This window comes from Longibaculum muris, assembly GCF_004343035.1.
Classification (GTDB): domain Bacteria; phylum Bacillota_I; class Bacilli_A; order Erysipelotrichales; family Coprobacillaceae; genus Longibaculum; species Longibaculum muris.
On sequence record NZ_SMCQ01000001.1, the window covers coordinates 420394 to 432826 of the forward strand.

A 12433-nucleotide genomic window follows, 5' to 3' on the forward strand; every position below is an offset into this window, starting at 1 on the left:
GATTTTAAAGTGGAATTTGATTTTGTAAAATATGTTGTTTTAAATGTTCATAGAGTTCATGAGTTGCAATACAATCTGCTAAAGCTCTATGCTCATTGTTAGATAATCCAAGCAATTCCACCATATCTGTCAATCTATGATGAGGCAAGTGGGGATAAACTTTTCTAGAAAATTGTAAAGTATCCATATATTCATTTTCAATATCTTGACCAAAATGATTAGCAATAAAACTTAAATCAAAAGCTGTATTATGACCAATGATAATATCATCTCCAATAAAGTCCAAAACTTCATCAATAATATCACGTAATTCAGGCATTCCAAAAACCATGTCATTATCTATACCTGTTAATTGTGTAATAAAATGACTAATGTCTTTATGTGGATCAATAAGTTGAACATATTGATCAAAAATATGCCCTTGACGAACTTTGACAATCCCTATTTCAATAATTTGATCCCTTTGCCAAGATAATCCCGTTGTTTCAATATCGACAACACAATAATCATCAACAATCTTTTTCACATATCGACCACGTTTACGTGGTTTTCTATAACTTGTTTCCATCTTCTCAACTTCTTTCTTCTTCTATTAAATAAGATATATTTCAAAAAATCAATTGTTTTCATTATTTTTCCATATATTTTTGTTATTGTATAGGTAGGAGGGATGAAATTGAAAAAGGGAATTATTTTTATGTTACTTATGATGTTGTTGACGGCTGGATGTTCAAATACGCATAATGAAAAGGCAACATTAAAAAGTGAACAGACAATGGTTGATATTAAAGTAAGTGGTAAGGTTGTTTTATATGTTTATGATTTACTTGATGATTATCAACATGATCAAGAATATAAGAATATTGTTGTTTCTTTTTATCAAAGTGAACCATTTATGATGAAAATAAAATCATCTGTAGCCTCAAAACTTAGTAAGAATAAGGCATATTTATTTGGGTTGAATGGTGTTGTTTATGAAGATGTACATGAAAGTACAACAAAAATCATTGATCATGAATGGGTTATTCATACTCATGGTTATGAATTAAAGTTATTACAAGAAGTTAGTGAAGATGAAATATTTGCTTTAGAGAGCGATCAATTAAAAACTGAAGTCATACGTTAAAAGAGTGAAAACTCTTTTTTCTTTTATAAAATATATGAATAAGGTGAGAATAATGTTATAATGATGAACTTGTAATGGGGGATGATTATGAAATACATACATCAATTTTTAATTATTATGCTTATTTCTTTTATAGGTGAGCTACTTAACATTTTATTACCTTTACCGATACCGGCAAGTGTATATGGGTTATTGATTCTTTTATTTGGACTATTTACGAATATGATTCAATTACATCATATTGAAGATGTGGCTGATTGGTTGATTTTAATAATGCCAGTTTTATTTGTGCCATCAGCAGTGAGTTTAATGAATGTTGGGGAGGATTTATTAGCCAATGTTTTAATTATTGGAGTTGTCCTTGTTATAAGTACTATTGTTGTTATGGTAACGACTGGAAAAGTTGCACAATATATGATTGAAAGGAAGGAAAAGAAACATGGATAAAATATTTATAGAAACAATGTATTTTGGGATTGTGTTAAGTTTATTGTCATATTGGATAGCTGTGCAAATAAGAAAAAAGCTTCCTTATCCATTGTTTAATCCACTTTTGATGAGTGCAATCATTTCAATAACTGTCTTAATGATATTTGATATTGATTTTGAAACATATAATCAAGGAGCTCAAATGATTACTTTCTTATTAACTCCTTCGACAGTCTGTTTAGCAGTACCACTTTATAAACAAAGTCAAATCTTGAAGAAACATTTTACTGCAATTGTTGTCAGTCTACTGGCTGGCTGTTTAGCTGGGATGATAAGTATTATTTTTTTATGCATCCTTTTAAAAGCAGATGACATTTTATTATTTTCTTTACTTCCTAAATCAATCACTACCGCCATAGCAATTGGGGTTTCAAATCTAATTGGGGGAAATGCGACTATCACAGTTGGTATGGTAATTATTACTGGAATCTTTGGTGCTATGATAGCCAAAACAATTTGTCGTCTTTTTCATATTACACATCCTGTCGCAATTGGTTTAGCACTTGGCAATAGTGCGCATGCAATTGGAACTGCAAAGGCTATTGAATTTGGAGAGATTGAAGGAGCAATGAGTAGTTTATCAATTGTAATAGCAGGAATCCTGACAGTTTTAATTGCCCCTGTACTTGTAAGCTTTCTTTAATGAATGGAGGAATCACATGCTTATTATTGGAATCTATATCATTTTATTTCTTTTTATGATATATACACGAAACCGTCAACATTATGTCATTTTTAAAGCCTTAAATAGCTTAGCCTTTGTTGGGATTGCCATTTATAGTGCAATTTCAACCAACAAAATGGACTTTTTAAATATATTACTTCCAGGATTGATAGGTTGTATGTTAGGTGATATTATTTTGGCAACCAAGTTTAAAAATCATTTTTTATATGGATTGATTGTTTTTTTAATGGCTAATCTTTGTTTTTTAATCAGTTTTTATCGTCTACAATCATTAAGAATAGAAGAATTGATTCTTCCAGCCTTTGCAATGATAATTTTAATGAGTCTAGCTTATTTACCACATATGGATTATGGTCAATTAGAAAAACCAGTTATGATTTATTGTTTTATCATTGCTTGGGTGATGTCTAAAAGCATTATGCTTTATTTATTATTTCAAACAAATATGTTTTTGATAATCATGATAGGGTTTATCCTTTATTTTCTTTCTGATTTTATTTTATTGTTTTATAAATTTTATGAATGTCCATATAAAAATATCTTAGGTTTTTTGAATTTATTAACATATTATACAGGATTGTTTTTAATCGCATATAGTTTAATATTATAAAAAAGATTTAAAAGTACTGATTATGTCAATACAATTAAATCTTTTTTTCTAATCTAAACAATCATAGAAAGATTTTAAATGATCACATGATTTTTGAAATTCCTGCATTTCTTCATCTGTCATATGCAGTTCTACAATTTCTCTTACACCACTTTTATCAATAATTGCAGGGACACTGATATAAAGCTGATCTTGACCATATTGACCTTGAAGCAATGTTGAAACAGGAAGAATTTTATTTTCATTGTGCAAAATAGTTTTAACAATACCAACAGTGCTAGAAGCAATTCCATAACATGTATTACCTTTACGATTGAAAATTTCCCAACCAGCCTGAATAGTATCCTTTTTCATTTCATCATAAGGATTTTCACCAATACGATCTGCATTATCTTTAACAACACTATAAATATCTTTACCTCCGATACGAACAGTTGACCAAGGAATCATTTCACTATCACCATGTTCACCAATGACCAAAGCATGAACACTACGAGGATCAACCTGGATTTTTTGAGCAATAAAATATTTTAAACGGGCTGTATCAAGCGTTGTACCACTCCCAATAACTTGACTTGCCGGTAATCCTGAAATCTTATAAACGTAATAGCTCATAATATCAACAGGATTAGAAACAATAATGATATGTCCATCAAAACCGCTACCCATGATTTGTTGAACAATCGTTTTCATGACTTTTTTAGTAGGTTCTAACATTTTTAAACGATCATTACCAGCATCATGAACTGGAACACTTGCTGTAATAATAACAATATTCGCATCTTGACAATCATCATAAGTCCCTAATTTAATTTTGGTATTACGATTCATATATTCGATACTTTGAGAAAGGTCCAAAACCTCACCAAAAGCTTTTTCTTGATTTAAATCAATTAAAGCAATCTCATCACACAAACCTTGATTGATTAAACAAAAGGCTGTACTAACACCTACATTTCCAGCACCAACAATCACAACTTTACTTTTTTGTATATTCATATATCATTTCTCCTTTGCAGATATTATACCATGATTTCATTGATTCAAATACATTTATGCAAAGAAAACATCATCGCATTGATGATGTTTTCTATATTAACGATAACATTTTTTACATGGTTCATAATGTCGTCTTTTTGCTTCAGTTATTGAAACTTGTCGTGGGTTTTTCATGTTGCTGCAATTTGGATTAGAATGATATTTCTTACCAGTTTTAGGAATATAAACCATTGAACTTGTTTCGTTATGTGTTTGTGTTGTTTTGGTTGAAGTTGTTGTATTCGATTTTGTTTTTGAAGAAGTATTGGTTGTGTTTTGTTTTTGTTCACTTGCTTTCTTTTGTTTTTCTTCTTCAGCTTTTTTAGCGGCTTCTTTTTGCTTGGCTTCTTCTTCAGCTTTTTTAGTCGCTTCTTTTTGTTTGGCTTCTTCCTCGGCTTTTTCTTTAGCGAGTTGTTCAGCTTTTTCTTTAGCTTCTTCCTCTTTTTGTTTCTCAAGAGCAGCTAAAGCTTTTTGATCGACAACTTGAATAGTTATTGCGTTACTTTTTATATTATTATCTTTATATTGAAGTGTTACATCACCAGATTTTTTTAGTGATTTGATAATTAATTGATGATCCTTAATATCTTTAATTTCAACAATCCCATCATGATTCAATTGAAAATCATCAATCGATAAATGAGCATCTTCAGGTGAAAATATTAATGCAATTTCTTTTTCTTCATTCACATCCATTTTTAAATGTTTTGAATCAATATGTATTTTATCCAAACTTTCACCACCAAAAATCATTCCTATAACAATCAAAACAATAAAACCAATTCCCAAGAATTTCAACCCTTTAAAAATTTTTCTTTTCATAATCATCCTCCCTTTCTATAATTATATAAAATAATGTCAAATTCTGTAAATGATTTTCATATTTTTTAAAAAGTTAATATTCATGTCACAATCAAAGTGGATAATGATACACTGGATAGTAAAGGAAGGGAAATAAAAATGGTTAATCGTATACAAGTCAATCGTAATATTGTCAATGTTGAAATTTTAAAGGAAGTAAAGAATCACTTAATTGCTCCTTGGCAAAGAAACTTATTATTTATAACAAGTGTCGTTGCTGTGGGATTAGGAATTTCTAATTTTATGATTCAAAAAACTTTACAAGGAGTTGTTTTATTGATTTTGGGTATTGGATGTTTTGCGGAAATCTATTATTTAAATCATCGTAAATATAAAGAAACAGTCAAGACAATCAAAGATCAATTAAATAAAGAAGAAGTGACTTATACAATGAGTTTTGGAAATGATGGGGTCGCTATTCATAATTGTGATACTGGTGTGAATAATAAGATTCCTTATGCCAATATAAAACAAATCATTGAAACAGAAAATACATATACTTTACTGGCAAAAAAACAAGAGTTTATTGTTGTTCGTAAAGATTGTTTAAAAGTAAGTGTTGAAGACTTTGTTCAATTCTTAAAGTCTAAAGATACAAAAATTAAAAGATGGGTTAAATAGCATATTGCATTAAGGCAATATGTTTTTCTTTTGTTCATGAACAAAGAATGATAAAATAAAAAAGAAGGAAGGAATTAATTATGGAAATAATCATAACAAAAGGGGATATAACTGAAATAAAGTGTGATGCGATTGTGAATGCAGCGAATAATAGTTTACTTGGTGGCGGTGGTGTTGATGGCGCCATTCATCGTAAAGCTGGACCAGAATTATTGAAAGAATGTCGTACTTTAGGTGGTTGTGCAACTGGTGATGCCAAAATCACGAAGGCGTATCATTTACCGGCTAAGTATGTGATTCATACAGTGGGACCAGTTTATCGCGATGGGCATCATGATGAAGCACAGTTATTAGAGTCATGTTATCAAAGATGTTTAGAAATTGCGGATGAATATAATTGTCATCATCTGGCATTTCCATCTATTAGTACAGGAGCTTATCGTTATCCGATTTTAGCAGCAGCAAAAATAGCTGTTTTGACAATTCAAAATTATCAGGAAAAATGTTTAAAAAAGGTAGAAATTGTATGTTTTGATGATTATACATATTCGATTTATAAAAAAGTAATGGAGGAAAAGAAATGAGTGGTTTGGGAGTTAATGAATTAAAAAAACGATTAAAGAGTATGGAGCAAAAAGAGTTGATACAGTTGATTTGTGATTTGTATAAAACAAATAAATATGTAAAAATGGATTTGGATTCAAAATTAAATGCAGAAATAAGTAATCCAGTTATGACTAGAAAATATATTTTACAAATTCAAAAAGCATTAGATTATACAAGAGGACGTTTTGATATCAAAAAGGCTAAAGACCAAGTTAAAGAATTTTGTCAATGTAATCATGATTTAAAAAGTCAAGCGGATGTCTATTTAGCATTTATTGAAAGTGCGGTTGAATTAACTGTTGAATTGGGTGATATCAATGAAAGATTTTATAATGATGTTGTAAATACGACATGGAAATATGTTGAAGTTGTCAATCAATTAGATGAAAGGATAATAGCGTCTTATTATCCAAGATTGCGTCATATTTTATATCAAATTCAAGATATTGGATGGGGATTTGAAGATGAAATGTATGATGCGTTTTATAATATTGATGGTTTTTGCAATGAATAAAAAAATAAAGGTGCATATCATTAGCCTAATCTAACTAAGCATGTTAAAATGATATCGAAATTAAGGAGGAAAGAAAATATGAAATTATTTAAATGTAATCATTGTGGAAATGTTGTAGAAAAAATTGTGGATAGTGGAGTAGGGGTTGTTTGCTGTGGTGAGCCTATGGTTGAATTAACAGCTAATACAACTGATGCTGCTTTAGAAAAACACGTTCCAGTTTTATCTATTGATGGAGATATCTTAACTGCTAAAGTTGGTGAAGTGGCTCATCCAATGACAAAGGAACACTTAATTACAACAATTATTGCGGTATTAGGAAACAAAGTCATGAGAGTTGATTTAACAGATGCTGATGAACCAGTTGCTACATTTGCTTTAGGTGGATATAAAGGAACTGTAGAAGTTTACGAATATTGTAACCTACATGGATTATGGAAAGCTGAAATTGAAGCATAATAATATCGGGGATGGCTCGTCTATCCCTTTTTATTTGGCATAGAAAGGATGAATGATTTGAAAAGTTTAAAAGCATTGCTAGCAGGTTTGTTTTTAGTTGGATGTACCAATAATTCAATCCAATATCAAACAATTGATGCGAAAAAAGCTAAAGAAATGATGGCGACGCAAGATGTTGTGATTGTTGATGTCAGAGAAGAAAGTGAATATCAGGCTGGTCATATTCCAGGGGCTTTGTTAATTCCTTTATCAACAATCAATGCTAAAAATCAACAATTGCCTAAGTATGATCAAACACTATTAGTTTATTGTCGGAGTGGTCATCGTAGTCAAAAAGCTGCTCAAAAATTTGTCAAGCTTGGCTATGAACATGTTTATGATTTTGGTGGTATTCTTGATTGGCCTTATGAAATTGAAAAATAATGTATAAATGAAAAATCATCACCCATACTGAAAGGGGAGATGATAAAATGCATTTTTATAAAAATCAAAACGATAGTTTTTTTGTTCAATTAGATGAACAATCTCAGGATCATCCTGAACTCATTCATATCTTAGTTGAAAATCATGAAGGTGATGAAATGAAACATCAACCAATTGTTTCCAAAGATAAAAAGACAGTGAAAGTCAAGATTGGTGATATTATGCATCCAATGAGTGCTGAACATCATATTTCAATGATTTTTTTAAAGACAAAACATGGTGGTCAATATAAACTCTTGTCATATCAACAATCACCAATTGTTATTTTTGAATTGAGTGAAGATGATGAACCGTTAGAAGTTTATGGTTATTGTAATTTACATGGATTATGGAAAGAAGTCATTTAGAACATACTTTTTCTTGTATGTTCTTTTTAATATGTTAAAATGTTATCGGGTGATAAATATGGAAAAAATAACATTAAAAGAATTTGATGAAGTCTATGCTTTGTTTGAAAAAGCATTTATTCCAGCAGAATTAAGACCATATGAAAAAATGAAACTGCTTTTTTTAGAAGATGAGTTTGTGATTTATGGTATGTATCAAGATGGCAGAATTATTGGTGCGATTATTGTTTGGGAGTTTAATGATTTTGTTTATCTGGAAAACTTTGCAGTTGATCAATCTTTACGTGGACAAGGATTAGGTAGCCAAATTTTACAGGCCATTAAAGAACTTTATCCTCATCAATTACTTGTCTTAGAGGTTGAAGAACCAATTGATGATTTAACCAAAAGACGAGTGGCTTTTTATCAAAGAAATCAATATGTTTTAAATCCATATCATTTTGTTCAACCACCATTAAGAAAGAATGCACCGAAAGTAGAATTGATGTATATGAGTTATCCAGATTCTATAAATGTCTATGCATTTGATCAAATTAAAAAACAAATATTTAGAATTGTTTATCAACAAGGAATATAAGGAGTATTATGAAAGCATTAGAAGAAAAGATTAAAAAAGAAGGTATTGTAAAAAAAGGAAATGTATTAAAAGTTGATAGTTTTTTAAATCATCAGATTGATGTCTCATTCTTAGATAAAATGGGTGATGAATTTCAACGTTTATTCCAAGAACATAAAATCAATAAGATTTTAACAATTGAGGCAAGTGGAATTGGAATTGCGGTTATGACCGCAAGACATTTTGGAGATGTTCCAGTTGTTTTTGCTAAAAAATCAAAAACATCAAATATTTCAGATGATTTATATCACACAAGGGTTGATTCTTATACACACCAAAAAACAAATGATGTTGTTGTTTCAAAACAATATTTAAATAAAAATGACCATATTTTAATTATTGATGATTTCTTAGCTAATGGATGTGCTATTTTAGGACTCATTGATTTAGTAAAACAAGCGGGTGGAACAGTTGAAGGAATTGGAATTGTTATTGAAAAAGGATATCAAGCAGGTGGTCGTAAGATTCGCGAGGCAGGATATCATTTAGAATCACTTGCCATTATTGATAGTATGGATGATGAATGTGGACAAATCACTTTTAGGCAGGTCTAAGTTATGTTTTGTCCTCAATGTGGAAGAGAAGTAAAAGATGGTGATCTTTATTGTTCATCATGTGGTTATAAAATCAATCATCCTAAACGAAATTGTCCCAATTGTGGAGGGGCTATTGATGAAAGTATACGAGTTTGTCCAACTTGTGGGTATCAAATTCCTCAACCAAAGCAACAAGTGTATGCGCCTAAATCAAAACTCGTTGCCGGGCTGTTAGGTATCTTCTTAGGAGGTTTAGGGATTCATAATTTTTATCTTGGTTATAGTTCTAAAGGATTCATCCAAATTTGTATGTTTTTAGGTGGATTTTTAACTTTTGGCATCTCTACAGCTTTAGCTGAAATATGGGGATTTGTTGAAGGAATTCTTATTTTAGTTGGCTCAATTGATCGTGATGGAAATGATCAGCGTTTGTATTAAAAGAAGCTTGGCTTCTTTTTTTTGGAAAAAATATTGATTAAATCATGAGAATAATGTATTGTTATGTATAACATATGGAGATAAAGGGGAGATAAGAAGATGAGTAAAGTTGTTAAATTTGGTGGGTCATCACTAGCTGATGCCAATCAATTTAGAAAAGTTTATGAAATTATCAAGAGTGATGATGAACGTCGTTATGTTGTACCAAGTGCACCAGGAAAACGCTTTAAAGATGATATCAAGGTTACTGATTTATTATATAAGGCTTATAATGCACAATCAGAAAAAGAAATGACTTTAACTTTTAATGAAATTAAAGAAAGATATCAAAATATTATTGATGATTTACATCTTGATATTTCATTAGAAGAAGATTTTAAAGTTATTGAAAAAGCATTTCAAGAGCAAATTGGTGAAGATTATGCAGCAAGCCGTGGGGAATACTTGAATGGAAAAGTTTTGGCTTGTTATTTAGGGTTTGAATTTATTGATGCAAAAGATGTTATTTTTATTGATAGTCATGGAAATTATGATGCAAAAAAGACTGATGCTATTTTACAAGAACGATTAGCACAAGTTGAGTATGCTGTTATTCCAGGATTTTATGGATCTTTAAATGATGGCAGCAATACTATTAAAGCATTTTCAAGAGGTGGGTCTGATGTAACAGGAGCGATTGTTGCGAAGAATGGAAAAGTTGACTTATATGAAAACTGGACTGATGTTTCTGGTTTCTTGATTGCAGATCCACGTATTGTTAAAAATCCTGATGTAATTGAAACAATTACTTATAAAGAATTAAGAGAGTTATCTTATATGGGAGCTTCTGTTCTTCATGAAAATTCAGTTTTCCCAGTGCGTAGTGAAGGAATTCCTATTAATATTAAAAATACAAATAAACCAGAAGATCCAGGAACGCTAATTGTAGAAAGTACATGTCATAAACCTGCTCATGTCATTACTGGAATTGCTGGAACAAAAGGTTTTGCAACAGTGATGATTGAAAAAGATATGATGAACTCTGAAATTGGTTTTGGACGTAAAGTTTTACAAGTTTTTGAAGAACATGATTTATCATTTGAACACATGCCTTCAGGAATTGATACAATGACAATTATTGTTAATACAGAAGAATTTATTGATAAAGAACAAGATATCTTGGCTGGTATTCATCGTGTTGTTCAACCTGATTCAATTATTTTAGAATCTGATTTAGCGCTGATTGCCGTTGTTGGACGTGGTATGAAAGCAAGTCGAGGAACAGCTGCTAGAGTTTTCAATGCACTCGCAAGAGAGAATATTAATATTAAGATGATTGACCAAGGGTCAAGTGAGTTAAATATTATTATTGGTGTTCGTAATTGTTATTTTGAACCAGCTATCAAAGCTATTTATAAAGAATTTATTGAGAATGAATAGTAGATAAAATTGCAGAAAGCTCGTATTTTACGGGCTTTTTTCTTTTGTCAGAAAGGAGTTGATACTATTTTGATACTACTGACAAGGGGTATCTACTATTCTTTTTTATATTGTTTTTTATTCTAGGAATAGTAGAAACATGAAAAAAGTAGGAAATTCAATCCTACTTAATGAAATATGTTTACTTGTTTTTTAACCAATCTTCATGCGGTTGTTTATTGGCATTTAAAGTTGAGTATTTAGGAAAATTGTATTTCCATTCTTCATATTGGCGTTCCGTTATTTTACCTTCTCTAAAATCCTTAGCAACTTCTAACCAATTTTCCATGTATTTAAACAAGGCACTTTGTTCATGAGGCAATAACTTATCAAAACGTAAAATTGGCTGTCCGTCCATTTCATCAATTTTTAATCCATATGTACGTTCTAATTGGAACAAAGTATAGATTGCTCCTATGTATGATTCAATATCTGGAATATCAATAGCGTTTGGTGAAACCTCAAGTCCATGTGCTAGACTTTCTATCATATCGTTTCTTGGTTTCTTTTTATCGGATTCATATTGAGAAATGCGGACATCAGCTGATGATAAACTAAAACCTAAACCTTGACCAAGTTCTTTTAATGTCTTTTTTCTAAATAATCTAATTGACTTTAAATTTGATCCTAATGACATCACAATCCCTCCTTTGTCCCCATTATATCAAAAAAATAATAAACAGTAAATGAAAATTAAACTTAAAAAGTTAATTAATTAAATATATAAAGTTAATAAATTAAACTAAAAAGGTTAATTTATTCTTGACAATAGTATCCAATTGCATTATTCTTATGTTGTAACCTAACTCATATAGGTTAGCTAAAAGGAGGTGAGAAAATGGGAAACAGTACATTTATGGATGCAAGTGAGATCATGAAGGTAACAGGAATGTCTGAAGGCTATGCCTATAAACTAATTAAACAGTTAAATCTTGAATTAGAACAGAAAGGATTTATAACCATTCGTGGTCGTATCAGTAAAAAGTATTTTGAAGAAAGAATTTATGGATTAAGAAAGGATGATGAAAATGCCAGCTTACAAAGATGAAAACAAAGGAACATGGTATGCCTCTTTCTATTATGAAAATTGGAAAGGGGAAAGATTAAAGAAAATGAAAAGAGGTTTTAAAACGAAACGAGAAGCAGAAACTTTTATCGCACATTTCAAAATGGAACAGTCAAAAGATTTAAATATGAATTTCGAGGAATTTGTAAAAATTTATGTACGTGATTTATCTAATCGTATTAAAGAGAATACAATGTTAACAAAACGTTATATAATCGAAGATAAAATTTTGCCATATTTTAAATTAAAACAAATCAATGATATTAGTGTTGCAGATATTATTGAATGGCAAAATCAATTACTTGCATATAGAAATGAAAATGATGAGCCATATTCACCTTGCTATTTGAAAACAGTACACAATCAAGTGAGTGCAATATTTAATTGTTAATGGTAAAATAAAGATAACCAAAAAGGTTGGTTTAACAATTACCACTTATGGTAATGACAAACTACCAGCTGGTTATCTTTTTTGATAAA

At 30.2% G+C, this 12433-nt stretch carries 20 protein-coding genes; 16 read left to right on the top strand and 4 right to left on the bottom strand.

Going from position 1 to position 12433, the window contains the following annotated elements; translation table 11 throughout:
- Window positions 1-4 precede the first annotated feature (4 nt).
- Window positions 5-568: a 3'-5' exonuclease gene (locus EDD60_RS02000; RefSeq protein ID WP_066444729.1), complete on the bottom strand. Its 564-nt coding sequence runs from the start codon at window positions 566-568 to the stop codon at window positions 5-7.
- A gap of 102 nt (window positions 569-670) precedes the next feature.
- On the opposite strand from EDD60_RS02000, the gene EDD60_RS02005 reads away from it, so the two are divergent.
- From EDD60_RS02005 to EDD60_RS02020, 4 genes are all read left to right on the top strand, one after another.
- Window positions 671-1126: a hypothetical protein gene (locus tag EDD60_RS02005; RefSeq protein ID WP_132226186.1), complete on the top strand. Its 456-nt coding sequence runs from the start codon at window positions 671-673 to the stop codon at window positions 1124-1126.
- An 87-nt stretch (window positions 1127-1213) separates the two neighbouring features.
- Window positions 1214-1573, top strand: coding sequence for a CidA/LrgA family protein (locus EDD60_RS02010; RefSeq protein WP_066444725.1), 360 nt, complete (start codon window positions 1214-1216; stop codon window positions 1571-1573).
- Window positions 1566-2258: an LrgB family protein gene (locus EDD60_RS02015; RefSeq protein ID WP_066444721.1), complete on the top strand. Its 693-nt coding sequence runs from the start codon at window positions 1566-1568 to the stop codon at window positions 2256-2258. The genes EDD60_RS02010 and EDD60_RS02015 overlap by 8 nt, the downstream gene beginning before the upstream one ends.
- 16 nt (window positions 2259-2274) lie before the next feature.
- Window positions 2275-2910 carry a lysoplasmalogenase family protein gene (locus EDD60_RS02020; protein WP_066444714.1) on the top strand — a complete coding sequence of 212 codons (636 nt, stop codon included), beginning with the start codon at window positions 2275-2277 and terminating at the stop codon, window positions 2908-2910.
- A 48-nt stretch (window positions 2911-2958) separates the two neighbouring features.
- Here EDD60_RS02020 and EDD60_RS02025 read toward each other — a convergent pair whose 3' ends face one another.
- Window positions 2959-3909 carry an L-lactate dehydrogenase gene (locus tag EDD60_RS02025; RefSeq protein ID WP_066444711.1) on the bottom strand — a complete coding sequence of 317 codons (951 nt, stop codon included), beginning with the start codon at window positions 3907-3909 and terminating at the stop codon, window positions 2959-2961.
- Window positions 3910-4005: 96 nt separating this feature from the next.
- Window positions 4006-4770 carry a hypothetical protein gene (locus tag EDD60_RS02030; protein ID WP_066444708.1) on the bottom strand — a complete coding sequence of 255 codons (765 nt, stop codon included), beginning with the start codon at window positions 4768-4770 and terminating at the stop codon, window positions 4006-4008.
- Between the two features lie 138 nt (window positions 4771-4908).
- Between EDD60_RS02030 and EDD60_RS02035 the strand changes: the two genes are divergently transcribed.
- From EDD60_RS02035 to EDD60_RS02080, 10 genes are all read left to right on the top strand, one after another.
- Window positions 4909-5430, top strand: coding sequence for a YcxB family protein (locus tag EDD60_RS02035; RefSeq protein ID WP_066444706.1), 522 nt, complete (start codon window positions 4909-4911; stop codon window positions 5428-5430).
- A gap of 80 nt (window positions 5431-5510) precedes the next feature.
- Window positions 5511-6014: an O-acetyl-ADP-ribose deacetylase gene (locus EDD60_RS02040; protein WP_066444702.1), complete on the top strand. Its 504-nt coding sequence runs from the start codon at window positions 5511-5513 to the stop codon at window positions 6012-6014.
- On the top strand, window positions 6011-6550 hold the full coding sequence (locus tag EDD60_RS02045) for a hypothetical protein (protein WP_066444698.1): 540 nt from the start codon (window positions 6011-6013) through the stop codon (window positions 6548-6550). Before EDD60_RS02040 ends, EDD60_RS02045 begins: the two co-directional genes overlap by 4 nt.
- A gap of 78 nt (window positions 6551-6628) precedes the next feature.
- Window positions 6629-7009, top strand: a complete 381-nt coding sequence (locus tag EDD60_RS02050; protein ID WP_066444695.1) for a desulfoferrodoxin family protein — start codon at window positions 6629-6631, stop codon at window positions 7007-7009.
- Between the two features lie 48 nt (window positions 7010-7057).
- Window positions 7058-7432, top strand: a complete 375-nt coding sequence (locus EDD60_RS02055; protein ID WP_243646605.1) for a rhodanese-like domain-containing protein — start codon at window positions 7058-7060, stop codon at window positions 7430-7432.
- A gap of 47 nt (window positions 7433-7479) precedes the next feature.
- Window positions 7480-7839, top strand: a complete 360-nt coding sequence (locus EDD60_RS02060) for a desulfoferrodoxin family protein (protein WP_066444693.1) — start codon at window positions 7480-7482, stop codon at window positions 7837-7839.
- Between the two features lie 58 nt (window positions 7840-7897).
- Window positions 7898-8416 carry a GNAT family N-acetyltransferase gene (locus tag EDD60_RS02065; protein ID WP_066444690.1) on the top strand — a complete coding sequence of 173 codons (519 nt, stop codon included), beginning with the start codon at window positions 7898-7900 and terminating at the stop codon, window positions 8414-8416.
- 8 nt (window positions 8417-8424) lie between these two features.
- On the top strand, window positions 8425-9009 hold the full coding sequence (locus EDD60_RS02070) for a xanthine phosphoribosyltransferase (RefSeq protein ID WP_132226187.1): 585 nt from the start codon (window positions 8425-8427) through the stop codon (window positions 9007-9009).
- 3 nt (window positions 9010-9012) lie between these two features.
- On the top strand, window positions 9013-9429 hold the full coding sequence (locus tag EDD60_RS02075; protein WP_066444689.1) for a zinc ribbon domain-containing protein: 417 nt from the start codon (window positions 9013-9015) through the stop codon (window positions 9427-9429).
- A 99-nt stretch (window positions 9430-9528) separates the two neighbouring features.
- Window positions 9529-10848, top strand: a complete 1320-nt coding sequence (locus tag EDD60_RS02080) for an aspartate kinase (protein ID WP_066444684.1) — start codon at window positions 9529-9531, stop codon at window positions 10846-10848.
- Between the two features lie 181 nt (window positions 10849-11029).
- Here EDD60_RS02080 and EDD60_RS02085 read toward each other — a convergent pair whose 3' ends face one another.
- The gene (locus tag EDD60_RS02085; RefSeq protein WP_066444680.1) at window positions 11030-11524 is read right to left on the bottom strand and encodes a helix-turn-helix domain-containing protein; all 495 of its coding nucleotides are present in this window, start codon (window positions 11522-11524) and stop codon (window positions 11030-11032) included.
- A gap of 201 nt (window positions 11525-11725) precedes the next feature.
- Here EDD60_RS02085 and EDD60_RS02090 point away from each other — a divergent pair, with 201 nt between their 5' ends.
- Window positions 11726-11935: a transcriptional regulator gene (locus EDD60_RS02090; RefSeq protein ID WP_066444678.1), complete on the top strand. Its 210-nt coding sequence runs from the start codon at window positions 11726-11728 to the stop codon at window positions 11933-11935.
- Window positions 11916-12344 carry a tyrosine-type recombinase/integrase gene (locus EDD60_RS02095; protein ID WP_243646606.1) on the top strand — a complete coding sequence of 143 codons (429 nt, stop codon included), beginning with the start codon at window positions 11916-11918 and terminating at the stop codon, window positions 12342-12344. The genes EDD60_RS02090 and EDD60_RS02095 overlap by 20 nt, the downstream gene beginning before the upstream one ends.
- The last annotated feature ends 89 nt before the right edge of the window (window positions 12345-12433 follow it).

Excerpts from the sequence above, each read along its gene's own strand:
- EDD60_RS02080 (WP_066444684.1), top strand. The coding sequence starts at position 9,529 with ATGAGTAAAGTTGTTAAATTTGGTGGGTCATCACTAGCTGATGCCAAT.
- EDD60_RS02020 (WP_066444714.1), top strand. The coding sequence starts at position 2,275 with ATGCTTATTATTGGAATCTATATCATTTTATTTCTTTTTATGATATAT.
- EDD60_RS02005 (WP_132226186.1), top strand. The coding sequence starts at position 671 with ATGAAATTGAAAAAGGGAATTATTTTTATGTTACTTATGATGTTGTTG.
- EDD60_RS02050 (WP_066444695.1), top strand. The coding sequence starts at position 6,629 with ATGAAATTATTTAAATGTAATCATTGTGGAAATGTTGTAGAAAAAATT.
- EDD60_RS02000 (WP_066444729.1), bottom strand. The coding sequence starts at position 568 with ATGGAAACAAGTTATAGAAAACCACGTAAACGTGGTCGATATGTGAAA.
- EDD60_RS02095 (WP_243646606.1), top strand. The coding sequence starts at position 11,916 with ATGCCAGCTTACAAAGATGAAAACAAAGGAACATGGTATGCCTCTTTC.
- EDD60_RS02090 (WP_066444678.1), top strand. The coding sequence starts at position 11,726 with ATGGGAAACAGTACATTTATGGATGCAAGTGAGATCATGAAGGTAACA.
- EDD60_RS02035 (WP_066444706.1), top strand. The coding sequence starts at position 4,909 with ATGGTTAATCGTATACAAGTCAATCGTAATATTGTCAATGTTGAAATT.
- EDD60_RS02010 (WP_066444725.1), top strand. The coding sequence starts at position 1,214 with ATGAAATACATACATCAATTTTTAATTATTATGCTTATTTCTTTTATA.
- EDD60_RS02085 (WP_066444680.1), bottom strand. The coding sequence starts at position 11,524 with ATGTCATTAGGATCAAATTTAAAGTCAATTAGATTATTTAGAAAAAAG.
- EDD60_RS02070 (WP_132226187.1), top strand. The coding sequence starts at position 8,425 with ATGAAAGCATTAGAAGAAAAGATTAAAAAAGAAGGTATTGTAAAAAAA.
- EDD60_RS02060 (WP_066444693.1), top strand. The coding sequence starts at position 7,480 with ATGCATTTTTATAAAAATCAAAACGATAGTTTTTTTGTTCAATTAGAT.
- EDD60_RS02015 (WP_066444721.1), top strand. The coding sequence starts at position 1,566 with ATGGATAAAATATTTATAGAAACAATGTATTTTGGGATTGTGTTAAGT.
- EDD60_RS02045 (WP_066444698.1), top strand. The coding sequence starts at position 6,011 with ATGAGTGGTTTGGGAGTTAATGAATTAAAAAAACGATTAAAGAGTATG.
- EDD60_RS02065 (WP_066444690.1), top strand. The coding sequence starts at position 7,898 with ATGGAAAAAATAACATTAAAAGAATTTGATGAAGTCTATGCTTTGTTT.
- EDD60_RS02055 (WP_243646605.1), top strand. The coding sequence starts at position 7,058 with ATGAATGATTTGAAAAGTTTAAAAGCATTGCTAGCAGGTTTGTTTTTA.
- EDD60_RS02025 (WP_066444711.1), bottom strand. The coding sequence starts at position 3,909 with ATGAATATACAAAAAAGTAAAGTTGTGATTGTTGGTGCTGGAAATGTA.
- EDD60_RS02030 (WP_066444708.1), bottom strand. The coding sequence starts at position 4,770 with ATGAAAAGAAAAATTTTTAAAGGGTTGAAATTCTTGGGAATTGGTTTT.
- EDD60_RS02040 (WP_066444702.1), top strand. The coding sequence starts at position 5,511 with ATGGAAATAATCATAACAAAAGGGGATATAACTGAAATAAAGTGTGAT.
- EDD60_RS02075 (WP_066444689.1), top strand. The coding sequence starts at position 9,013 with ATGTTTTGTCCTCAATGTGGAAGAGAAGTAAAAGATGGTGATCTTTAT.